This window comes from Gynuella sp., assembly GCF_050297175.1.
Classification (GTDB): Bacteria; Pseudomonadota; Gammaproteobacteria; order Pseudomonadales; family Natronospirillaceae; genus Gynuella.
Genome location: NZ_JBNKSF010000035.1, coordinates 60880 through 85527 on the forward strand (window position 1 = coordinate 60880; position 24648 = coordinate 85527).

Genomic DNA, 24648 nt, shown 5'->3' on the forward strand with positions numbered 1-24648 from the left:
TGGAGAGAAGAATATGGAAAAGACACACAGCATCGAAAAACTGGTGACATTCATTACCGAGAATTACATGGTAGAACGTGATGAGGTACCACTGGATCGCTCACTGATTGACGAAGGGATTATTGACTCCTTTGGTCTTATTGAAATAGCCGGATTCCTGGAGTCCACTTTCGGTATTCAGATCAAAGACGAAGACATGATTCGGGAAAATTTTGGTTCGGTCATAAAAATGATCGACTTTGCAGAGAGGAAACAACAGTCATGACCGCCGAAATTCAACGCTGCACACATTGTATTCTCTCTGCCAACTTCCCCAAGATTAAATTCGATGAACAGGGCGTTTGTAATTTCTGCCGCAAAGAAGATAAAGACAGTTATCAAAACGACCAATTCATTGCCGAAGCACGGCAACGTATCGAAACATTATTTAGCGAACGCCCACGCAACAGCGAATATGATGCCATTGTCTGCTACAGCGGAGGTAAAGACAGCACCTATACACTGCAACTGGCAGTGGAGAAATACGGCCTCAAAGTACTTGCCTTCACTCTGGATAACGGATTTATCTCGCGGGTTGCGTTTAAGAATATCAATAAAGTAGTAGACGCACTCAATGTCGACCATTGGGTTTTCAGGCCTGGTCGAAACAATTTCAATGCCATTACCCGGGCCAGTATTACCCAGGCAGTTTATCCAAAGCATTCACTGGCACGTATTTCAGCTGGATGTAACAGCTGTATCTCTATCGTCAATACAACAGCACTGAAACTCGCACTGGAAAAAAATGTTCCCTTTATCCTGGCGGGATTCACACTTGGGCAAATCCCTATCAATGGCATTATCTACAAAAACCATTACCAGTTCCTGGCCGAATCCAGACAACAAAGTACAGATAAACTGAGACAAGCCGCAGGCAGCTCTGTGGATGAATACCTCGGCCTGAATGAATCATTACTACAACGCACGGACAATTATCCCCATAACGTTAACATTTTGTGTGTTGAAGACCTGAATGAACAACAGATCAAAGATGCCATCGCACCGCTGGGATGGGTAGCACCCAAGGATGTAGACGGCTGTTCATCAAACTGTCGCCTCAATACTTTCAACAATTATGCTCATGAAAGCATTTTTGGTTTCAATCCTTATGAAATGGAACTGAGTCATTTGATTCGAAAAGGCCTGATGACCCGCCAAGAAGCACTGGACAAAATTGCAGAACGACCAGAAGGCCAGATTATTCCCTTAATGAATGAGTTAAGCATTACCGAAGACGACTTACTGCAGGCCAGAGAAAAGTATGCCGACAAATAACAATACGCCGGCCTCAATCACAGAACAGCAGTTCTGGCTACTGGATCAACAGGGGGCTAGATCTGCATATAATGTCATTTCTGCGTTCCGGTTCCGTCACCTTGACCGCCAGAAGCTGCAATCAGTGATTGAACACATCATGTTGGCAACTCCTATTTTGCGCTCTGTGTATCGAATGCAGGATGGTGAATTATGGCGAATCGAAACAACTCAGCCGGCAGAAGTGATCGCAACATCTTTTTCTGATGCGGATATGGATACCCAGGCGCTGGCATGGTTAACCACGCAATCATCCAGACCTTTTAATCTGGCAGAGGGCCCACTGGTCCGGCTGTTGTTTGCAGAAGAAAGTGACGGATGCACACTGATGTCCCTCTGTATCCATCACATTGTTATCGACCTTAAATCCAAAGACATCATTGCCCGACTGATTTCTGCACTATATGAATCACCCGATAATAACGAGGTGCTTGATCAGCCAGAGCTGTTTCGTTATCCGGAATTCACCGCACAACAACGAGACTGGATTGCGTCCTCAGATTCGCAGACCGCCAAAGAATACTGGCTTAGCAGTACGCAGGCAGCCTCCCGGAATGTCCGCATTGCCAGCCAACCAACTCAACCAGAAAGCAAAGCCGGTTATCTGCCCGTCAACCTGGACGGGTCACTGCAATCAGCACTACACCAGCTGGCTCAGCAACAACGCTCCACCTTGTATCTCATTCTGTTGAGTGCCTACTACTACACGTTGCATAAATTCAGTGGTGTTAATAATTTCTGTCTGGCCATCCCCCTGTCTAACCGCAAAGCGGAGCTGTTTGACCAAACCCTGGGTTGCTTTGTGAATACTCTGCCCCTGTGCGTCGACTGCCAGTCGGAAGACAGCTTTGTTACGCTGCTCGGAAAGATTCGAAAATCATTTCTGTTGACTCACCGGCATCAGCAACTGCCCTCGGTGACAATTCTGAATCTGGCCCGTAGTCAGAATGGACCACTTTATCGTCAGGGTTTTACCTTTGAACACCCCATGAGCCTCACTCTGCCGGGAGTCGAAACCAAGATCCTCAACATTCATCCCGATCAACCTCAGTTGGATCTGTTTCTCCGTGGCTGGCTCGATGACGAGGGTCATTTCAAAGGTCAGCTGGAGTACCACCAACAAGTACTCAGTCATTCGGTTGCCCGGCGTTTCCACGACTCCTTGATTCTGCTGCTGCAACAGATTGCCCAACACCCGGATCTACCACTCTCGTCGCATGCAATAACACCTGCTGAAGACCTACAGCAACTTGCCGTATTCAATCAAACCAGCAGGCAATATAACGAACCGCATACCTTAAAAGCACAGTTCGAACGTCAGGCCAGCAAGACGCCAGATCAAGTGGCATTGCTCACAGAAACCGGTCAACTCAGCTATCAGCAGTTTAACGCGCGCTGCAATCAACTGGCCCACCACCTGTTACTCAACGGCAACGTGACGGGAACAGTTGTCGCGGTCGCCATCGAACGATCGATAGACATGATGGTGGCTATCTACGCCGCTATCAAAGCCGGCGCAGCCTATCTGCCACTGGATACCACGCTGCCTGCCACACGCATTGAACTGATGCTGTCTCAGGCCGGTGTCAACACCGTGCTGACCACAACCCAAACTGCTGCTGAACCATGGCTATCGCAGCGCACACGAATCGATGTAGATAGCAGCGAATACCAACACCAATCCGTTGAAAACCCGAAAACAATCATTGACGAGGACAATACTGCATATGTGATTTTCACATCCGGATCGACCGGCACGCCCAAAGGCGTCATGAACAGTCACAAAGGTATATGCAACCGCCTGCTATGGATGCAGGAACAGTTTCATTTAACCCAACAGGATGTGGTATTGCAGAAAACCGTTTACAGTTTCGATGTCTCAGTCTGGGAGCTGTTCTGGCCGCTGCAGGTTGGAGCAACACTCGCGCTGGCCGCTGCTGGCAGCCACAAAGACCCTTATCAGCTGGACAGACAAATTCAGCACTTCAATGTCTCGCTGATACATTTTGTGCCATCTATGTTGTCAGCGTATCTGGCTATCAAACCGCAAAGCAGCAAAACACTACGAACAGTCGTGTGCAGTGGTGAAGAGCTTCTTGTTTCTCATCAACAGGATTTTTTCCATCAGTTTCCTGATACAGCACTCTACAACCTTTATGGTCCTACCGAAGCCGCTGTCGATGTTACCTGCTGGAAATGCCGACCGGACCATTTGTCCGCGCCAACCCCCATCGGTGCCCCTATCGCCAATACCCAGCTTTATGTCGTCGACGATCAGAACAGGCAACAACCTATCGGAGTTATGGGAGAACTGCTTATTGGCGGCGTGCAGGTGGCGCAGGGATATATTCAACAACCAGAGCTGACCGCCCGACAGTTCACCGCCAATCCCTTTGCCGATGGCATGGTTTATCGTACCGGAGACTATGCCCGTTGGAACGAACAGGGGCAATTGGAATACCTGGGGCGAAAAGATTTTCAGGTCAAACTCAACGGCGTACGCATGGAGCTGGCGGAAATCGAAAATGCCCTGGCCGCTTACGAAGCCATTGATCTTTGTGCAGTCAGCGTTGGCCACGATCATCAGGGCCACGCATTTTTATATGCCTGTTACAGCACTCGTGATGGTCAGGCTGAAATCGATAAATCTGTATTGATCCAACATCTGAAAACCCGTTTGCCACAATATATGATCCCGGCCCGCTTTCAGTGGCTGAAACAATTTGCCCTGACAACCAGCGGCAAACTGGACCGCAAACAACTGCCAACGGTAAAACTGCAACATGAACCCGTAGCAGTCACCCAGCTGCAGAATCTGGATGAAACACAGGCTCAGGTCATGGCTGCCTGGAGCCAGGTGTTGGGAACCGGCAATATCGGTCTGGACGAGAGCTTTTTTGACGCCGGAGGCGATTCTTTTCAGCTGTTAAAAGTCTTTAATATTCTGAAAGACCAACAGCAACGGCCCTTGGAAAGCGTGGATATGTTTACCTATCCAACCATACGCACCCTGGCCCGTTTTCTCGCCAACGAAACACAACAGGCACGCAGCGATACACGCTCACGGGCTGCCGCCATGCAACGTGCAGTAAAAGCCAGACCCAACCTGAACCGGCGTCGCTCATGAGTAAAGCTGCCATGATTACCAGTGCAGTTCTGGCAAGCTTTATAGTGCTGGCGTTAGTGGCAGGGATAACCTTCGTGAAAATGAAAGGTTGGTCACGCACCTCGGTCTTGCTGACGTTAAAAATGGACGCCGATCAGATCAGAGATGACGATCATGTTTTGCCTTATCGGTTGTATCAACCCAATACCAATTCTCAGCAGTCGTTGCCACTGATACTCGTGCTACATGGTGCTGGAGAACGTGGAACGGATAATATCCGGCAACTGAATTACACCATCAAACAACTGGTATCGACTGAATTTCAAAGCATACAACCGGCCTTCATTCTGGCACCACAGTGCCCACCCGGGCAGGAATGGACGAATAATCAGGTAACTTCCTTGCCAGCCCTCAACTATGATATGCATTCATCAAAACCAAGCTGGTCACAGCACTTACTGGTGCAACTGATTCAGCAGCTAACCGTTGAATATCCCATTGATACGACACGAATCTATTTAACTGGTTTTTCCATGGGAGCAACTGGCAGTTGGGAAATGCTGTATCACTATCCACAGATTTTTTCCGCCGCCGCGATCCTGAATGGACGGTCCGACCCGGCCATTGCAGATACGCTTAAAGACATACCAATTGCCATCTTTCATGGCAAACAGGACAAAACAGCTCCTATCGAAAATTCTTATGCCATGTACCAGGCGCTGAAGCCAATTAACCCACTGGTAACACTCAATGTCCTCGAAGCCGGACATAACATCAGTGGCCTGAGTTACACGACTGACCTGTATCGTTGGTTAGTGAATCACTGAAAATAAGGAAGCATACTCATGAACCTGCCTGAAGGATTCGATCAAAATGATATTGCCATTGTCGGTATGTCCGGTGCGTTTCCTGGTGCCGAAAATATTGACGAGTTCTGGAATATGCTACTTAACGGTGGCTGCGGAATCAGGGATCTGAGTGACGATGAATTGCAACAGGCTGGTATCAGCAAAGAACTCTATCAGCAACCGAACTATGTTAAACGAGCAGCGCCAATGGCTGGCGCAAAATATTTTGATCCTGCCTTTTTCGGTTACTCCGATGCCGAAGCAGAACTCATGGACCCGCAACACCGGGTATTTATGCAACATGTCTGGTGGGCACTGGAAAATGCCGGTTACATTCCTGATCAAATTGAAGAAGCCGTGGGCATTTACGCAGGCTGTTCGCTAAACCGCTATATGTTAAACAGCCTGGATATCAACACAGAAGCCTTTGATGTCGCTGAATTTCAGAAAATGCTGGCCAGTGAAAAAGACTATCTGACTACCCGGGTGGCTTACAAATTAAATCTTCGGGGTCCGGCCATCAACGTACAATCCGCCTGCTCCACTTCATTAGTCGCGACACAACTGGCCGCCCTGTCACTGCAAACTTATCAGTGTGATGTTGCTATCTGTGGAGGTGTGACCATTCATGTCCCGCATGCGGCGGGTTATCTGTACTGTGACGGCTTGATCTACTCTCCGGACGGCCGTTGCCGTCCATTTGGCGCGGATGCCAACGGTACCATGTTTGGGGATGGTGTGGGCGTCGTGGTATTAAAACGCCTTGAAGATGCCCTGGCCACCAATGATCGCATCTGGGCGGTTATTAAAGGTGCCGCGGTCAATAACGACGGCCGCGATAAAGTAGGATTCACTGCGCCAAGCGCCGGTGGTCAAGCGGAAGTAATCAGTCTAGCAACGGAACTGGCCGGCATTCAGCCACAACAGCTTCATTTTATTGAAACCCATGGTACCGGCACCAAAATGGGCGATCCGATTGAGCTGGCGGGGCTGAATACAGCCTTCAGTGACGCCCTTGAACATGAACAGCCATTCTGTGCACTCGGCGCATTAAAATCCAATATCGGACATCTCGATTCTGCTGCCGGTATCGCCGCACTGATCAAAACCATATTGGTCGTTCATCATCGGCAAATTCCACCCTCTGTCTGCCGGGAAAATGCTACTCCCAGTATTGAAGGCAAAAATTCGCCATTCTTTTTCAACCACGAGGTGATCAACCACCAGCCGGACCAAATCCTATACGCCGGTGTCAGCTCTTTTGGTGTCGGCGGTACCAATGCTCACGTAGTGTTGTCCAGCCCACCATCGCAACCGCAGCCTCCAGCCACCCAAGCGACCGACCTGACTCTGTTGCTTCACAGCGCCCGATCCACCGACGCATTGATTGAAGGCTGCAACAAGATTCAGGCATTCGCGGCACAGTATCCAGAACAGCAGACCAATATGGCGTTCACCCTCTTGCGTCACAAAGCTCATTATCTGCACCGGACATTTTCCCTGTTTGAAAAAGGTATAGCCCTGCAGGAGCGTGATCAGGATTCGGTGCAAACTGACGGCAAACTCGCGTTCGCGTTTCCAGGCCAGGGTGTTCAATACCCTGGCATGTTGGTGGAATTATATCAGCGCCAAAATGACTGTCGGACCGCATTTGACCATTGCATATCGATCCTGCAAAAACTCACCGACCGCGATTTCAAAGCAGTTATTTTTGGCAATCAGGACATCACCGATACTGCCGACGTGCAGGTGACCCTGTTCGTGGCTGAATACGTTCTGGCCCGTACACTCATGGCACTGGGTATTCAGCCTGACTGCATGATTGGCCACAGCCTTGGAGAATACGCCGCTGCCTGTATCGCCGGTGTTATGAGTCTGGAAGATACCCTGGCCATGGTAGTCACACGTGGCCGGGCGATGGCCAGTGCGGCACCCGGTGCCATGGTAATCGCCCTGACGGACCGTACAACGTTAAATAAGCTGTTAACCGGCTCTCTGACCGTCGCCGTCGAAAATACAGCCAGCAACTATGTAGTATCCGGTACTGAAGCGGATATCACCGCGCTAATCAATCAGCTGGAACAGAACCAAATCAAATGCATCCGGCTAACGAATCAGCATGCATTTCATTCTGCCGCGATGGACAGTGTGTTGGAGCAGTTCAGAACAGGCATAGAACACGTGCATTTCAATGCACCTACTATTTCCCTGATCTCAGCGACCAACGGCTTTGAAGGTGAACCATTTACCTCTGCAGACTACTGGGTATACCACCTACGCAATACAGTACACTTTTATGATGTCATCCAGCAGCTCCACGATCAAAACACCCGCACGGTGCTGGAAGTAGGCCCGGGTAGCAGTATTGCCTCCCTGATCAAACAATCTGAATTTAATGGCACTATGACAGCCATTACGACCGTCCCACCAGAAAAACACCAGCAACAAAGCTGGCCCCACTTTGCCAGGGCACTGGCCAGACTCTGGTGCCGTGGGCAGGAGGTGGATTTTCAGGCCACCGGACTGATCACTGCCGGTCATAAAATCTCCTTACCCGGTTACGCATTTGAACAACGGGAATTCTGGAAAACCAAAACCATCGTTCGACGCATTCAGGCAAGTACACAGACAGAAGCCCAAACCACTCAACATGGATTGATGCCAAGAGATGCCCGTAACGACCTGGATCACAGCATTGTCGCGGTATGGGAAAAAGTGCTGGGCAAACAACAGATTTCTATTGATGACGACTTTTTCAATCTTGGCGGCGATTCGGTTTCGGCACTGCTGTTAATCGATCAGATGACTCGGGCCACCGGCCTGGAGTTTCGACACTCAGCCATTTTTGAACATCACACCATTCGTCATCTGGTGGACCATTTGGGCGAAAAAGCCGAGCACAATGCAATTGTGGTCAGGTTAAATCAGACAGAAACCGGAACACCGGTGTTCTGTCTTGGGGGCGTTAAATATTATCAGCCTTTGGCCGACAGTCTCAGCGGTCGCCATCCGGTTTACGCCATATTCACCCACAAGGAAATTGCTGTGGTGCATCATAAGCACCCCATCGATTTCACCTTGCAAACGCTGATAGATGCCTACGCCGGAGCGATTCAAAGGCAAACCAACCGTACCGACATTATCATTGCTGGCCTGTCATTCGGAGGGCTGATGGCCCTGGATGTAGCCAATCAGCTGAATCAGAATGGTTTCGATATCCGTAAAGTCATTATGTTTGATTCCTTTATTGACTCCAGCCACCAGCTATCAGTCCGAAAATTCCTGCTTGATTATCTGGACAGAATCCAACAGCACGGTTTTTTCAGTTACTCCACCCAAAAACTGCTGGAACTCTGGAAGCAATATCGCAGACATCTGAAAACTGCAGTCGGAACTCCTGCTGCCAGTGGGTCCCAGCAACAGGTCAAAGCATTCAGCCAGCTAGCTGAGCTGTACCATATCAATGGCAAACACTACCCTTTCGAAGTGTTATTATTCAGGGCCCTGAACCGTTATATCCGTTTCGGTAAAGTTGCCAAACCTGACTACGGTTTTGGCGAAGTGGTAGAGGGCAAGCTGTCAGTGGTGGACATCCCGGCAGATCATCTTGAGCTGATTAATGACCATCACATTGGTCTGGTACAGGAAGCCATCGACCGTTTTTTGGGCGACAGATATTGATCCGCCGACGTCTTTGGGTGATTGGCAACTGCCGTCACCCCTGCCCTTTCACCATTTCTGCACCACTGGTAGAATCCAAACCACAAAGTTCCTGAAGCATTCATTTCTCACTACGGATTAAGAGTCAATGACAACCATTCTAAAAGATCTGCCCATCGGCGAGCGGGTCGGCATCGCCTTCTCTGGCGGCCTGGACACCAGTGCTGCACTTCACTGGATGCGTCAAAAAGGCGCGGTACCATATGCCTATACCGCTAACCTCGGTCAACCCGACGAACCTGACTACGACGTGATTCCCAAGAAAGCCAAAGAGTATGGCGCAGAAGGCGCCCGCCTGGTTGATTGCCGTTCACAACTGGTTGCCGAAGGCATTGCCGCTCTGCAATGTGGTGCTTTTCACGTGACTACTGCCGGGATGACCTATTTCAACACCACCCCTATTGGCCGCGCTGTAACCGGTACAATGCTGGTCACCGCCATGCGCGAAGATGGCATCAACATCTGGGGGGATGGCAGTACTTATAAAGGTAATGACATTGAACGCTTCTACCGTTATGGCCTGCTCGCCAATCCAGACCTGAAAATCTATAAACCCTGGCTGGATGCGACGTTTATCGACGAGCTTGGCGGCCGGGCAGAAATGTCCGAGTTCATGAACAAAGCCGGCTTTGCTTACAAAATGTCTGCAGAAAAAGCGTACTCCACCGATTCCAATATGCTAGGAGCCACGCACGAAGCCAAAGACCTGGAAGAACTGTCCACCGGCATCAAAATCGTCAATCCGATCATGGGCGTAAAATTCTGGGATGAAAGTGTAGAAATCAAACCGGAAGTGGTCACCATTCGGTTTGAAGAAGGCCGCCCAGTAGCACTGAATGGCCAGACATTCAGTGACGAAGTAGCCCTGATTCTTGAAGCCAACCGCATTGGTGGCCGTCATGGCCTGGGCATGTGCGATCAAATCGAAAACCGTATCATCGAAGCCAAGAGCCGTGGCATCTATGAGGCACCGGGAATGGCATTACTGTTCATTGCCTATGAGCGCCTGGTCACCGGCATTCACAACGAAGACACCATCGAACAATACCGTATCAATGGCTTGCGCCTCGGTCGGTTACTGTATCAGGGCCGCTGGTTTGACCCGCAGGCATTGATGCTGCGTGAATCCACCCAGCGCTGGATTGCCAGTGCCGTAACCGGTGAGGTCACCGTGGAGTTGCGTCGGGGTAACGATTACTCGCTTCTCAATACCGAGTCCCCCAACCTGACCTATGAAGCAGAGCGCCTGACCATGGAAAAAGGCGATTCCATGTTCACCGCCAACGACCGTATCGGTCAATTGACCATGCGCAACCTGGATATCACCGATACCCGTGGCAAACTTGGTTTATATTCCAAAAGTGGACTGCTTTCCAAAACCGTCACCAATGCACTGCCTCAGACCAAAGAAGACCATCAGGACTGATCCAGCCAGTCCCCGTATTTCTGCGGGGACTTCCATCTCCCTTCAAACTACATCCCCCTAAGCACTCAAGGGCACATAATGTCGAATAACCATATTCACTGATAATCTGTCTACTGATCCAATAGAGTCTCCATCGCAGCCGTGATAGCCGTTTTACTGGCAGAACTCAGAGGCATGATCGGCAAACGGCATTCTTCTGTACATAGATCCAATAACGAACAGGCATATTTGACACCTGCCGGACTGGGCTCACTCATGAGCGCCTGCATCAACGGTAACAGTTGCTGCTGGATTTCACCGGCGCGATGAAAGTCATTGGCAGCACAAGCATCTTGCTGGGAGCGGCCCAGAGCCGGTAAAACATTGGCGACCACACTGATCACTCCCATGCCCCCGACTGCGTTATAGGCCGGAGCAGAGAAATCATCACCAGACAGCCAGGCAAATGGCCGATCAATCAAATTCCTCTCGGCCAGTGGTCGCAGCATTTGTCCTGTCGCATCTTTTACTCCAACAACCCGTTCCAGTTCTGCCAGTCGAGCCATGGTCTCCGGCTGCACATCGACAATCGTTCTGGCTGGAATATTGTAGATAATGATTGGCAGTGAACTGTGTTCATGAAGGTAGTGAAAGTGCCGATACAGACCATCCTGATTTGGTCGGTTGTAATAGCCGGCGGCACACAATACAGCATCCGCACCGGCTGCTTCAGCAATGCCGATCAGACCGGCTGCTTCTACCGGATTATAGGAAGTGGCACCGGCAATAACGGGTATTCGGCCTTTGACGTAAGCACACACCACATGCAACAGTTTCCGGTACTCATACTTAGATAATGTTGGCGCTTCGCCGGTTGTACCAGCAATCACCAGCCCCTGAGTGCGGTGCTGCAGATGCAGATCCAGGCATCGATGAACGGCCGGATAATCAATCTCGCCATTTTGGAATGGGGTAATCATGGCAACCAATGAACCAGTAAACATTATTTCTCTCCACTAAAGGTTGGGAGGCCACCGGTTTTAGTCTGTTACCGCTAATACACCTGTATTTCGCGGAATGGAGTCTGTCCATAAACAAAAAACCCGGTGGCGTTTCCGCGACCGGGTTTCTAAAAATTCGATTATTTCAAAGATTTTTCAGATACGCCCAGGCCCGGAATGCCATCCGTTTATATGCCTTGCGTTTATAAGAAAAACCAGTAAATGTCATAACTTTTGCAAATCAGTTCTTGAAGTTTCGAAACCATAGCACCGGTTTACTGGTAGTTCAATCCCCTTTTTCTGCTCTCACTTCCATACGAATTGTAATTGTTCTATTGACCTGGCAGGCATTTATGCCGGGTCAGTAGCAAGGAATCAAATTCACAACTGAACCCCATTACCCCGAAGTCAGACTAATAGGTCTCGACTGGATACCAGGCATAATCATCGTAACCGGTAAGAACTTCCCATTGCCCCTGTAGTGATAGATCCAGTACACGGTTACCCGTATCTACGACAAGAGGCCGATGCTGCAAATTCTTCAATTTGGTTTTCGTGGCAATGACCTGAATATTGGCCTTACCCAACTGCCGGATCACCTGCTCACTCAGTTGCTGATTGCCCCGACCCAGAATATGCCCCTGTCCGCCAATAACACTGATGACCACACGTACCGGATATTGCCGGCACAAGCTCAGAATATCCTGCTCCGTCAGATCAGACCGCAGCAACTGCCGATCCAGCACCGCGTCTATTCCCAACAAAGTATTGGGCAAACCCAAGCAATCCATGATGAAGGCCGTCGACTTACCCGAACCGATCAAATAAACCGTTTCCGGTTCCATTTGCTCAACCACAAACTCAGCAATTTCCTGTAGCACCAGATCTTCTACTTCCACACCACCACTCTTGGTGTGCTGGATAAACTGGCCTAATTGGGGAACTTTCATATCACCGTAATGGCGGGCCCTGACACGATTGTCGCGGAATGCGACTTCATCAATGTCCCGTACCTCCTGCTCACGAATGTCAATCAATCCGCCTTCAGTCACTGCCATCAACACTTCTCCAGCCGCATGGGGGGTAACGGCATACACCGAAGAATGAATCTTGACCCCGGCCGGAATGCCCAGCACCGGAACCTGTTGTTCAACCACGGCACAAATGTCGCGCGCAGTACCATCACCACCCGCAAAAACAATCAACTCGGCCCCCTGCTGCAATGCCAGCCTGGCAGCTTCCCGGGTATCTTCAGCAGTACTGGGATCAGCAACATCCAACGCCAGCATGTCAGCCTCAATCCCGAGACTTGCAAGTACGGCAGCTCCCATATTTCCCGGACACGTCATCCACTGATGTTGCCGTAACACAGCCAGATGATCCTGCAATGCCAGTTTTACCCGTTCAGCCACTTTTGAAACTGCCCCCAGCTCCACAGCCTGCTGGGCAACACCATCGCTGCCTTTCAATGCAACCGAACCACCCAGGCCCGCAAACGGGTTCAAAATAAGCGCTATCTTCATATACGATCAATCATCTTTGGCCAGAAACAAAACAGGCGGAACCTTAACCCGCCTGCTCTCACCATTATGGTCAAATTAATTTAACGGTTGCAAGCCAACTGCCGGTGCGTATCAAGCTGCTGCAGTCATCCGGAAAAATCATTCGCCTGATCAGACCGGTTTTTCATTCAGGTCTGGTAGTTGCTAGACTCTATATTGAGCAAGTGAAGAGACTCAACAGGTTCTGACCATGAAAATAGCGATAGCCCCCGATTCATTCAAAGAAAGCATGACCGCTGGCGAAGCCTGTGCCACCTTTGCTGAAGGCTGGCTAAGCCAGCGAAGCCAGGATGAATTTATCTTTTTACCACTGGCCGACGGTGGAGAAGGCACCACTGTCGCCATCTGTAATGCCGTCAATGGTGTCATTCAGCATAAAAAAGTTCGCGGCCCACTGGATCAGGAGGTCAATGGTTTCATCGGTCTCTGGAACAACAGACACAATGCCGTCATTGAAATAGCCGCAGCCAGCGGCCTGGATCTGCTCAAACGGGATGAACGTAACCCACTTCTGGCCACCAGTTATGGCACCGGAGAGTTGATCCGTTACGCCCTGGACCAAGGAATAAAAGAACTGGTCATCGGTCTCGGCGGCAGTGCCACCAACGATGGCGGTGCAGGTTTATTACAAGCCCTTGGTGTTCAGCTGCTGGACAAAAATGATCAACAGCTGCCACCCGGTGGAATACATTTACGTGATCTGGCCCGTATCGACCTTTCTACCCTTGACCCGAGAATTCACGATATTCGCATCCAGGTGGCCAGCGATGTCACCAATCCATTACTGGGTCAAAACGGTGCAAGTGCTGTATTTGGCCCACAAAAAGGAGCCACACCAGAACAGGTTGTCATGCTGGATCAGGCATTGGAACACTACGTGATGGTTCTGGAACAAACAACAGGCCAGCAAATCCGTCACCTGCCAGGAACCGGTGCTGCCGGAGGTACCGGTACAGCAATGCTCAGTGTATTAAACGCCGAGTTTAAAGCCGGTATCGATTTGATTTTGGATCTGATGGAGTTTGACCGGAAAATCAGTGACTGTGATCTGGTTGTGACCGGCGAAGGTAGCCTGGATTATCAGTCGCTTATGGGTAAAACCCCACAAGGTGTATTACGAAGATCAGTTGCCGCCAATATTCCGGTTATCGCTGTAGCCGGTTCTGTTACCAACAACCTCGATCCTCTTTATGATGCAGGCTTTACGGCGGTCTTCGGTATCACCCAAGCAGTCCAGTCCCTTGAAAAAGCCATGCAGGATGGCAAAACCAATATGATCAACTGCGCCAAAAATCTCGCCCGCTGGTGGACTCTGGCACACGACACAGGAAAACCATAATTATGCGTAACCCCTTGGCCGAACAGCTTCATCCTCTGGTCAAGCTGCTGTACCCCAACCGGGCGGAAGAAGTCTGCCAGGCAATTATCAATCTCATCGTCAGCTACCAGTCTCGTCATTTGCCTACACAGCGCTGGGTCAATCAGCGTGATGCCGTCTTGATTACCTATGGTGATACATTGCTGCGGGAAGGTCAGAAACCACTACGGACCCTGTATTATTTTTTAACTGAATTTATGGGGGACATTATCAACTCAGTGCACATTCTGCCTTGTTTTCCGTACACCTCTGACGATGGATTCTCAGTCGCTGACTATAAACAGATCAACCCGGAGCTGGGTGATTGGGACGACATTGCCGTACTGGCCAGTGAATATGATCTGATGTTCGATGCCGTCATCAACCATATTTCACGCTGGAGTTACTGGTTTCGTCGGTATGTGGCCGGAGATCCGGATTATCAGGACTTCTTCATCGAAGCCGATCCGAAACAGGATTATTCCAGTGTCACCCGGCCACGGGCACTGCCATTATTAACCCCCGTAGATACCAGCAACGGTATCAGACACTTGTGGACCACCTTCAGCGACGACCAGATTGACCTGAACTACCGTAACCCCAAAGTCATGCTGGCCATACTCGATGTGCTCTGCCTCTATGCCGAACAGGGGGCCCGTTTTATCCGCCTGGACGCTATCGGTTTCCTATGGAAAGAACTCAGCACTACCTGCATGCATTTGCCAGAAACCCATGCTGCCATCCAGCTAATGCGCGTGGTAATGGACAACATTGCACCCGGCACGATACTGATCACCGAAACCAATGTCCCTCACAAAGACAACATCAGTTACTTTGGTAACGGCTATAACGAAGCCAAGATGGTATACCAATTTCCGCTGCCACCATTGGTCATGCATTCTTTTCTGACCCGTAATTCTGATGTCCTGAGTCGTTGGGCCGGCAGTTTATCCCCTATTTCCAAAGCCACCACCTTTTTCAACTTCCTCGCCTCTCACGATGGCATTGGCATGCGCCCAGTGGAGGGACTACTCAACCAGGAACAGATCAATGGTCTGGTGGATCACTGTATTGAGCAGAATGGTCGGGTGTCGTATCGCGATAATGGTGATGGCACCCGCAGCCCCTACGAACTAAACATCACGTATTTTGATGCGCTTGGATTGGAAGGTGAAACTGAACAACAGAAAGCCCAAAAACTCATTACCGCACATTTTATTCTACTGAGTCTGGCTGGGGTTCCGGGTATCTACATACACAGCCTGTTTGGTACCGCCAACGATGTCAAAGCAGTGGAGGCCACAGGGATTAACCGACGGATCAACCGCAGCAAACTGAACACCCAAACTCTGAAAGAAGAACTGAGCAACCCCGAGAGCATCCGCAGCCAGATTTTCAAAGGCATTACCCAGTTGATACAAAAACGCAAACGTATGTCAGCCCTGGCACCACAAGCTGACCAGAAAATCCTGCTAATAGACCCAAGGATCTTTGCGGTAGAACGCTACAACTCCCAAACCGGAGGACACGTATTATGTCTGTGCAATCTGTCCAATGACGTGATTGAACTAACCGTTGATTTTGTCGGTCGCGACATGATCTCCGGTAAACGGGTCAACTTTCATACTCGGCTGGAAAGCTACGGATGCCAATGGATTAAATCCCCAAATGAGATTCAACATCGTACAGTATGGTGATGAAAAAGATCGACAAGTAACGCCGAAATGCTAAGAACAGAAACGGCTGCTGCAAACCATGGGCAGCCAAGAACCATATGCTAATTCAGAGAACTTTTGTAACCTACCGATATCTGGATGTATCAATGATTCCTCTCTTTCAGAATTTTCATCAAATACTCCATTTCAAATTCATCCTGAAGCTGAATTGTTTTCCAGTAGCTGAAACCAGCTTTTTCATAGGCATGAATGGCAGAGGTATTCTTCGGTTCAGGACCAATAATACAGGTGTCTATCCCTGGAATCCGGAAAACAACTTCATGTAGGAATTGACGAATGACATGACTTCCATAACCACGATGGAGAAAAGCTGTCTCGCCTATAAACAGATCGATTCCAACAGCATGCTCATCAGCCCCGACAGAGCGATTATATTCCGGATAATCACAAATTTTATAACTCTGAATATATCCAATATCTTGTGAATGACAGCGAATAATAAAAGCGCGTATCTTGCTTTCAGGTCGAGTTCGTGGGAGATATTTGGCCAGGACATTTTCATACTGCTGAAAACCCTCTCCTTGCCCATACCAGACAGAGACGGAAGGCATATTTAACCAGATAAACATCTGCTTAAGATGAGCTTCTTGTAATGGCGTGAAATTGAAATGCATAGCATGACTCATCGGTATGCTCCCAAACTACCTTAATATCTCCATAGCCAAAAATATTTTCCATGTCGACATGGGGTTTGGAAACTTGCCAGTTGTTTAAACTATTGTTTAAACAACTGGATAGATACACCCTCAGAAGGTATCAGTCCATATGCCTTAACAACATACCGTTCCAATGACATCTCCTATCTATTTCTCTGCGGAATCCTATAACACCTTAAACATCGCCGCATTTACTCTATCTGCATGTTTTGATTTTTAGCTTCTTCTCGACAAAGCTGATCTGCTCGTTTTAACAGTACAGGAATTCTATTTTTCCCATACATGTTGTTAATTGACGCCTTTGCCAGCTCCAAATCTCCCGTTGTAGTAATGTACAAAGGTTTTTTGCTTTCACCTCTAAAAATCTCGTGGCCAGACTCAAGGCCTGCATATGATTTCTTTGCAACACCAATTACTTCTGCTTTACCGACCAAGGCATCATATAGTCGTTTGCCTAGCCCAGGCTTATCTTTTCCGTCTAAATAAACATAACCATCTATTACTATCACACTTGGCTTAAGCGAAAACTCTTCAACAAGGGCCAGAATACAAGGAAGCTCTCGTTTGTAAAAAGATCCAGGCTCATAGGGCTCGACCTTTCTGACAAAGGAGGTGTATTCTTTCTGAACGTCTTCATCTTCCCAAGAATTGAAAGAAATACCAGCTACATAAGCTGATTCATTTAAGTATTGTACATCGATAGCAAGAATCACTAGCAAAGCCCCTCAAGAACCCACTCGCCGACTTAATTTTTTTCAAAGAATACTCCGTATTCGGCATTCAATTTTACTCCAAAAAAATGAAGTTCATTTCCTCTTTTGAAACCTCAATCCAGGCTAAATCTGCTTCTTTTCTATCTAAACAGTCTTTAGCTTCAAGTAACTGCAACCACTCTGGAAGACGTGCTAAAGCAGCTTTTGAGTCTTCGATAAAATTCCTGGGTATAACTCTATCAAAGCGAGGCATGGTCAGAGTGATGCCATAGCCCTCATAGTTAATTATTATCAAGCCATGTTCAGGCTCTTCTTGCTTAAATAAAACTAATTCGCCTGCATCTCGGGACTCTACTTTTACAGCACCTCCTTTTCCATAATCGTAGAAACCTTCTTCTCTAAACGGGATAACTTTTATTTTCTCTTCTCGAAACTGTTCTAAGTATTCGTTTATATGTCAAATATCTGGTAAAACAAACACCGTGGGCAAAAAACGAGCGATTTCGTGAGTCCAGTAGCACGAAGTGCTACGATTTTGACTTGTAAGACATAGTGTTTCTACCCATCACCAAACGCAAGTGTATCGACGGGAAAAACTGGAACATAATTTTCCCTAGCAACACGAGTCAAACACGAACAATGTCCACCCCTGAAGCAACTGAGGTTCTGAACATTTTTGCAAACTCAATGACATCACTCTCAGTTTCGCCTGAATGGCTTGTTGTCGTGATATATCGTGGATAATTTCCGTCACCGACAGCTAACTCATCCATGATTGCTTCCCACAACTCACAATCCACACCGACCGAACAAAACAGCTCGTACCCTTTATCAAGAATGGAGAGTAAGAGGTCATCATGTTTCTGGTCATAGCCAGTATCGGATACGAGTACAAGTTTTCTATTCTTCATAGTATTTAACACCCAAACAACGGGCTAAGTAACGTTGGCTAAAATAGTGAAGAACAAACGCGGCCAGCTGTTAACTGTCCCGCGATTATTTGCTTGTTAGACTGGTTTTGGAATAGTGAAAATATCACGACTCAAGCCGTCAGGAAATTCACTTCGCCTTGACTTAATACCACCTAACCGTTCAACCAAAGCCCTAGCGGAATGATTTGAATCACGCATATATGTTTCGACTTCAGACCAACCAAATTTATTATATGCATGAGCGACAACTGCAATTGAAGCTTCTTTGGCATAACCTTTACTCCTTGACTCTGGGAGTAACCACCAAGTAAGTTCTCTTGGCCATCTCAACCCCTGCCAAAATCCACATGTGCCTACTATTTTTTCTGATCCTTTTTCTTTGATAGCCCATACTCCAAAACCATCAAGATACCAACCTCCGAGATCTTCTTTTAGACGAGCCCAAGCCTTACCACTCGAAATTGGACCTCCATAAGCTTTAGATGCATCACAATCGGTATAAAACTCGTCGTAGGCATCAAAGCACTGAATACTTGGAGAAATCAATAACAACCTTTCGGTTTCAATTTGTGGAACCATATTTACTCAATTCTAAACCTAACGCCTCAAAAACGGATCGACCAGGCAGGTGTAGGAGATCCAGCCGAAGGTGTTCATTCATCGATTAGAAGCTTGTACCAACCAAAATTACTTTAAATGTACCAGCTTTACCATATGGGTAATATTCCTCTTTTAGAATATTAATAAACTCTGACTCTTTCATGCTACCATAACCACAACCCAACGCACTGAGTGCTATAGTGTTTATTGAATAGTCGATTTCACACACCTCGAAACATTCTCTTAATATAGAACGAACAATCTTTGAGTCTGTTTCATAATCTAAATCTGTCGCAACAACATGGAAAATTCGCTTCCAGGGTACTTGAGAAATACCTCCCTCTATAATTGTCCCAACAGGAACTTCGTCGAGGTTAAGCTCTCTCAATTTTCTATCTAGCAATGACTGGATTCCGATTCCATATTCTCGAACCAAGGATTTCCCTACACCGCCACTTAGATTAAAATTTTGGTTTGTAGAATAAATCAAAGCATCAGCTTCAAATTTGCTGATATCTGAATTTTCGAACTCTATTTCCATCGAAATTCCTAGATTGCCTAATGCCTAAAAACGGATCGAGCGGAGCGAGACATAAGAGATTCAGCCATAGCGCTCATCCTATAATTTGTTAAATACATTGATTTTCTAGCTAATCACTATACCCTGTAGACTCTTCGTTTTGTCATTTATCTCTGATAGCTGGCTGAGCGCTCAATCATTGAGACGGCTAAATGACAAATATTCGCTTATGCTACCAAACTGTTGAGTTTGGAAAAATAGATATCCACCTTTGTACTCTTCGGAATAAACAAGAATTTCACGACCCGGAAGGGACTGCTGAAGAGCTAGGAATTTCTTCTGCTGCTTGGCCCATTTTCGGAATTGTTTGGCCATCCAGCTTGGTACTGGCTCATCATATTTATAACTATGATATTGGCTCCAAAAGAGTTCTAGAAATTGGATGCGGCATTGCCCTCAGTAGTTTACTGCTAAATAAGTTGCACGTAGATATCACGGCAACCGACTATCACCCGGAAGTCAAGACTTTTTTAGATAGAAATTCTGAACTTAACGGAGACGCACTCATTCCTTATGAAAGAACCGGATGGGCGGATAATAATGATAGTTTAGGACGCTTTGATGTGATCATTGGTAGTGACCTATTGTATGAAGATGAGCATATAGGCTTACTCTCTGACTTTATTCAAGAGCATTCAAATCCAAAATGCGAAGTAATCATTGTCGACCCTGGTCGAGGGAGGAAAAACAAGTTTGCAAAACAACTACTAAAGCTTGGCTATACATCTTCGTACTCAAAACCTGGAAATTCAGATTATCTAGACAATGACTTTAAAGGCTATATTCTAGAGTTTGTGCGAGCCGAATAAGCATTCGGCGCCAAAAATAAAGAGCGACTGGTACGCAACCTAAGGAGGTCCAGCGGAACGAAGTGGCGTGATTTTTGGTGTGTTTGTTATGCATTTCAACTTAAGCCGACTGAAGTGACGTATCGGGATATTGATTTTTTTCTCTTTGAATGTTTAGAACCTTAACGAGAGCATCTCGGTAAAAATGCTCGGAATTGTTACCTTTCATTGAGTATAGAAGAGCTGTGTCTTCAGTTGCTTTATTGATACGAAACCATTCTTTCACCAGCCCTATCTTCAATTCCCCGCCCGTTTTAAAACGAAGGGCGCTCATGAATCGGTTGTTATAGCCACCGCTCCTAGTAGCTGCTAGCCACGCAGCTTCGCGCCATCTGGATTGCATGCGCCCTCGTCTGTGCGATTAGGGTAGTATTTTTTTTATATTCGAGATCATAAAATAAAGTACCGTGAATCCCCCTAACCTCAACCTTAGGGACGCGCCTCTTCCAGATCTCCGTGAAAACTGGATTTAAAATGCTTTCACTTTCTTTTTCGTATACTTCATCGATGAAAGCGATATCGCTACCCTTTGGAAAAATCAGATCAAACTCTTTTTCAGTCGCGCTAAAAATGTCATAAACGCAATTCTCTGCACCATCAATTATCTGAATATTCTTCATATCAAATTGTCAGTTTTCCGAATAGTTATAAAAACCTCGATTAAAGGCTAAAACAGATCACTTTGTAAAGTGGGTAACTCGTACAGTCACTGCTAACCAGCTAATCCCTGCGAGTTCGATATACTCTCTGGGCATATTGACCCTTTTTCTTAGTGATCTGAAACAGCAACCATAATTACTGTCTTTTTCATTTTTTCTCTTAGCCAATACTCGTATATTTTAGGATTTTTTTATGTTATGACACATTTTTGACCTCAATAATGGCAGCGTCTTTGTTGGCAGCATTATCGATTAATCCGTCAATTTTTTTCATGTGTTCGAGCTGGGCCTGGAGTTTCGATGAAAGCTCACTCAACTCAGTGGCAGAGAGGGAAGTTTCTTCCGCAGATGTTGCCGTAGAGTGAACCACCTTATCAATTTCTGACATCCCCTGATTTACCTGGCTCAATCCCATCGCCTGACTTTTCGATGCATTATCTATTTCTTCGGTGGTGTTAGAGATAGTTGTCACATGCTTAACAATCTCGCTCAATGCACTCACACATTTTTGCGATATTGCATTTCCCTTTTCGACATTTTCTACCGATGTCTGAATATACTGCGCTGATTCGCTAGCAGCTGTTGTGCTACGTTCAGCAAGCTTTCTTACTTCATCTGCTACCACAGCAAAACCGCGCCCCATTTCGCCCGCCCGAGCAGCCTCAATAGAAGCATTAAGTGCAAGTAAGTTAGTCTGAGATGCTATATCATCAATAACATTGATAATGTCTCGAATCGCATCACTGGAGCGATTAATTACCTGCATCGCTTGTTCAAGTTCTTTTATTTCATCAGATGCCATGGTCGCAGCACGCTGTGCCTCAGACGAAACTGCACTGGCCTTTGATGCACGCTCAGCATTGTCATTAGCCTGAGCCAGAATCTCAGTGAGTGAGCTACCGACTTGGGTAATAGAGGCCGCTTGCTGAGTTGACCCTACTGTCAGAGCATGGCTGGCATCATTCAGTTTGTTGGCCCCTGTTGTGAGGTTTTCACTGATGGTATCCATATCTTTGTACACGGCTTTTAGCGCAACCTTTTCTGATACTTCCTGCACATATTCAACATGGCCCATCTTGTTGCCATCCAATCCATTGATGTAAAAAGAATCTACACGAAAATCTTTCCCCCACTGGTAAAAGAAAGTGATCGGTTTACCTTTTCTTAAACAATTCACACCACAGTCTTCGGTGTTGCAGATGTTTGCTCCCCAATTTGAACAATGCTGTCCGAGTACGTCTTTACGTTTTACCCCCAGTGGATCGGTAGCAGCTCGATTGACAAACGTCCACTTCATATCCATGTCAGTGACAGAGAGTGGGTTTGGGATAACATCAAGAATCTGTTCATAAAAGTTGAATTTCTCTTTTGCCAAACGCTCCATTTTTATCACACAACCTAATAAACCCGCCATCGCCACAACTAAAATCATCAAGCTTGTGTTTTCTATTGCGAATAGCAATGCAACTAATATAGATACAGTATTGATACCTAATACCAGACGGTAATACTTGTTCATGTCTTTTCCTCTATCGCCTAATCTCACAATAGTCATAGAATTAATAGTAGGCGACATTTACGATAACTAGTAACAATTAGATAAATCGATCAGTCTTTACTAGACATTTAATTGATATGTAATTGAATGTTCCAGCGAGAAGCAATAAATCAACGATTTACTGAAGAATTCAAGATCCAAACTGTCAAACAAGTGACAGAGCAATAGTACTCCGTTACAAACGTAAGGGAGCGCTTAAGGATGTCCGCGATTCTTCCTGAGCAGCACGTATCCTCACCAGGCATTGTATCGGCAAGTGGTTGAAAACCTAGCGCTAGGATAACGTTCAAGGAGTGCTGCACCAGCATAAGGATCAACTCTGGGGGTTTCACCCATAAAACAGATTGGGTGTCGAAAATTGCCGGTATCTTATTCATATTTTGGATTTAATGACATATTCGGGTTAGGGGGCCTCCGAAAAATTGGAATAGTTTTGATGCAGGCGAGTAAGCACCACTCACAACACTGAAATTTACTGGCGTAAATGAGGATGTGAGACTGGGGCTGACAACGTCCTGCGCGAAAATAGGCCATTTTTCAGAGCTGCCCTAGAAAATTCTAACGAAGAAATTCGGTTAGCAGTCCCTCTAACCAGTATCGAATCGGTCATGTACGATGTTACCTTTTACCCTTCCGCATGTGCAGCAAGGTAACAGACATATACTTATATGTCAGACATGTCCTGTAACAATCAAGAAAACACTGAAAAATTTCTTCATTCCGTGTCACATGGTCATTCTTTCAATGACAAAAACACACCAAAATAAACACTATTATATAGAAATGATTAACCTGAAAACCATGTTTAAAATTTGAAAAACACGACAGCCACAGCGTTTGAAAACATAATAATATCTTTTCATAACACCTCGCTAAAATATGAAAAACACTTCTTTGCTTGAAACCCGTCAGAGCTATAGAGTCTCACCGTCCATATAAGCTATCTGGACAATGATGTACCTGGAAGTAAATCAACAACAATTAACATACTAATGGAAGACATAATTATGGAGATTTTTAAAGCATTAAAATATCTGATCCCTCTGACTCTTTCTGCACTTCTAGCCTCACAGGCCTCAGCACTTTCTGTTGCTGAAGAGAATTATAAACTGCAAAACTGCGCAATCACTCCCGATCACGATGAACTGGTTAAATTGGCACTTGAGTTCAACAATACAGATAAACTCAATAGTTATCTGATTGAAAAATACGGCTGCCCGATGACCACGATCAAGGATGCATATCTTGATGAAATCATATCTAAGTATCCATACAAACAGGTCATCATCAATACTGGTAATACCCGCTACGAAGGATTGGAATCCTGCGCTTACCACCCTCAACGGGAAGAGTTTGTTTGCTCCGTCTCTGTTCGCCAGCGCTTTGGTTTTTCCGGTTATCCTGCAATTGGTGCAGGCTCCAATGAATGGGTGACTATCTGTGTCGACTACGGCGGGGGTATGGAACCGGTGGATACAGCCTCAGTCCACGTACACAACGAGCAATATGGTAATTCACCCTATTGGTATTACGGAGTGGTGATTCAGGGTAATGAAAAACTACAGCGTCAGGTACAAAAAGGGCAAACCCTGAAAGCGAGGGCACTATTGTCATGGGCGACACCGGCCACACACTGCAGGTATCGCCCGGTATGGGGAAATCAAGCGGACTTCCAGATCAAACTGGATCCTTAGTTAACCAGCACGCCTAGGGTAAAATAAAAAATTGTTCCAAAATTCAGGGGTCATACAAATGTATGACCCCTGGTATTGAAATACTGGCTCGATTTATTCTTAAAGTAGTTATCAAAGTAATTTTGATTGGACTCACACACCTCCTATGCCTGTGTTACACCTGTGTAAAGCGGCAGTCGATCACAAAATACGCAACCAGCACCATCGCATCAGTTATTACAGCATGACATTTCCATATAATGACCGACTGCTGAGGAGTTGTGGATACAACGGCATTATCGAACCCCTTCAATAACAGACATCCGCAATTCTCATTTTCA

At 46.8% G+C, this 24648-nt stretch carries 20 protein-coding genes; 10 read left to right on the forward strand and 10 right to left on the reverse strand.

Going from position 1 to position 24648, the window contains the following annotated elements; translation table 11 throughout:
• Positions 1–13 precede the first annotated feature (13 nt).
• The 6 genes from ACQY6I_RS13450 to argG all read left to right on the forward strand — a co-directional run bounded on the left by ACQY6I_RS13450 (position 14) and on the right by argG (position 10453).
• Positions 14–265, forward strand: coding sequence for an acyl carrier protein (locus ACQY6I_RS13450; protein WP_044618537.1), 252 nt, complete (start codon positions 14–16; stop codon positions 263–265).
• Complete coding sequence (locus ACQY6I_RS13455) at positions 262–1314, forward strand: hypothetical protein (protein ID WP_428242008.1); 1053 nt, start codon at positions 262–264, stop codon at positions 1312–1314. Before ACQY6I_RS13450 ends, ACQY6I_RS13455 begins: the two co-directional genes overlap by 4 nt.
• Positions 1301–4480: a non-ribosomal peptide synthetase gene (locus ACQY6I_RS13460; RefSeq protein ID WP_428242009.1), complete on the forward strand. Its 3180-nt coding sequence runs from the start codon at positions 1301–1303 to the stop codon at positions 4478–4480. Before ACQY6I_RS13455 ends, ACQY6I_RS13460 begins: the two co-directional genes overlap by 14 nt.
• A complete protein-coding gene (locus tag ACQY6I_RS13465) occupies positions 4477–5286 on the forward strand; it encodes an alpha/beta hydrolase-fold protein (protein ID WP_428242010.1) in 810 nt (269 codons plus the stop codon). The genes ACQY6I_RS13460 and ACQY6I_RS13465 overlap by 4 nt, the downstream gene beginning before the upstream one ends.
• An 18-nt stretch (positions 5287–5304) precedes the next feature.
• Positions 5305–8988, forward strand: a complete 3684-nt coding sequence (locus ACQY6I_RS13470) for a type I polyketide synthase (protein ID WP_428242011.1) — start codon at positions 5305–5307, stop codon at positions 8986–8988.
• 127 nt (positions 8989–9115) lie between these two features.
• Positions 9116–10453 (forward strand): argininosuccinate synthase, encoded by a 1338-nt coding sequence (gene argG / locus ACQY6I_RS13475; protein WP_428242012.1) that lies wholly within the window; start codon positions 9116–9118, stop codon positions 10451–10453.
• Positions 10454–10563: 110 nt separating this feature from the next.
• On the opposite strand, the gene dapA is transcribed toward argG, so the two are convergent.
• Both dapA and ACQY6I_RS13485 read right to left on the reverse strand, forming a co-directional pair.
• Entirely contained in the window at positions 10564–11436 is an 873-nt protein-coding gene (gene dapA, locus ACQY6I_RS13480; RefSeq protein ID WP_428242013.1) for a 4-hydroxy-tetrahydrodipicolinate synthase, read from the reverse strand.
• A gap of 410 nt (positions 11437–11846) precedes the next feature.
• Entirely contained in the window at positions 11847–12956 is a 1110-nt protein-coding gene (locus tag ACQY6I_RS13485) for an ATP-NAD kinase family protein (protein WP_428242014.1), read from the reverse strand.
• Positions 12957–13185: 229 nt separating this feature from the next.
• Between ACQY6I_RS13485 and ACQY6I_RS13490 the strand changes: the two genes are divergently transcribed.
• Both ACQY6I_RS13490 and ACQY6I_RS13495 read left to right on the forward strand, forming a co-directional pair.
• Positions 13186–14334 (forward strand): glycerate kinase, encoded by a 1149-nt coding sequence (locus ACQY6I_RS13490; RefSeq protein WP_428242015.1) that lies wholly within the window; start codon positions 13186–13188, stop codon positions 14332–14334.
• 2 nt (positions 14335–14336) lie between these two features.
• Positions 14337–16049, forward strand: a complete 1713-nt coding sequence (locus ACQY6I_RS13495; RefSeq protein WP_428242016.1) for a sugar phosphorylase — start codon at positions 14337–14339, stop codon at positions 16047–16049.
• A 122-nt stretch (positions 16050–16171) separates the two neighbouring features.
• Here the strand turns inward: ACQY6I_RS13495 and ACQY6I_RS13500 are convergent, their stop codons facing one another.
• The 6 genes from ACQY6I_RS13500 to ACQY6I_RS13525 all read right to left on the reverse strand — a co-directional run bounded on the left by ACQY6I_RS13500 (position 16172) and on the right by ACQY6I_RS13525 (position 19530).
• Positions 16172–16714: a GNAT family N-acetyltransferase gene (locus tag ACQY6I_RS13500; protein WP_428242017.1), complete on the reverse strand. Its 543-nt coding sequence runs from the start codon at positions 16712–16714 to the stop codon at positions 16172–16174.
• Positions 16715–16935: 221 nt separating this feature from the next.
• Positions 16936–17457, reverse strand: coding sequence for an endonuclease V (locus ACQY6I_RS13505; RefSeq protein ID WP_428242018.1), 522 nt, complete (start codon positions 17455–17457; stop codon positions 16936–16938).
• Between the two features lie 73 nt (positions 17458–17530).
• A complete protein-coding gene (locus ACQY6I_RS13510) occupies positions 17531–17752 on the reverse strand; it encodes a hypothetical protein (protein WP_428242019.1) in 222 nt (73 codons plus the stop codon).
• A 331-nt stretch (positions 17753–18083) separates the two neighbouring features.
• Positions 18084–18368: a hypothetical protein gene (locus ACQY6I_RS13515; protein WP_428242020.1), complete on the reverse strand. Its 285-nt coding sequence runs from the start codon at positions 18366–18368 to the stop codon at positions 18084–18086.
• Positions 18369–18464: 96 nt separating this feature from the next.
• Positions 18465–18968 (reverse strand): GNAT family N-acetyltransferase, encoded by a 504-nt coding sequence (locus tag ACQY6I_RS13520; RefSeq protein WP_428242021.1) that lies wholly within the window; start codon positions 18966–18968, stop codon positions 18465–18467.
• An 85-nt stretch (positions 18969–19053) separates the two neighbouring features.
• Positions 19054–19530, reverse strand: coding sequence for a macro domain-containing protein (locus ACQY6I_RS13525; protein WP_428242022.1), 477 nt, complete (start codon positions 19528–19530; stop codon positions 19054–19056).
• Between the two features lie 191 nt (positions 19531–19721).
• On the opposite strand from ACQY6I_RS13525, the gene ACQY6I_RS13530 reads away from it, so the two are divergent.
• Complete coding sequence (locus ACQY6I_RS13530; protein ID WP_428242023.1) at positions 19722–20378, forward strand: class I SAM-dependent methyltransferase; 657 nt, start codon at positions 19722–19724, stop codon at positions 20376–20378.
• 338 nt (positions 20379–20716) lie between these two features.
• On the opposite strand, the gene ACQY6I_RS13535 is transcribed toward ACQY6I_RS13530, so the two are convergent.
• Both ACQY6I_RS13535 and ACQY6I_RS13540 read right to left on the reverse strand, forming a co-directional pair.
• Positions 20717–21037, reverse strand: a complete 321-nt coding sequence (locus ACQY6I_RS13535) for a hypothetical protein (protein WP_428242024.1) — start codon at positions 21035–21037, stop codon at positions 20717–20719.
• 235 nt (positions 21038–21272) lie between these two features.
• Positions 21273–22595, reverse strand: coding sequence for a methyl-accepting chemotaxis protein (locus ACQY6I_RS13540; RefSeq protein WP_428242025.1), 1323 nt, complete (start codon positions 22593–22595; stop codon positions 21273–21275).
• Positions 22596–23641: 1046 nt separating this feature from the next.
• On the opposite strand from ACQY6I_RS13540, the gene ACQY6I_RS13545 reads away from it, so the two are divergent.
• Positions 23642–24328: a hypothetical protein gene (locus ACQY6I_RS13545; protein WP_428242026.1), complete on the forward strand. Its 687-nt coding sequence runs from the start codon at positions 23642–23644 to the stop codon at positions 24326–24328.
• Positions 24329–24648 lie beyond the last annotated feature (320 nt).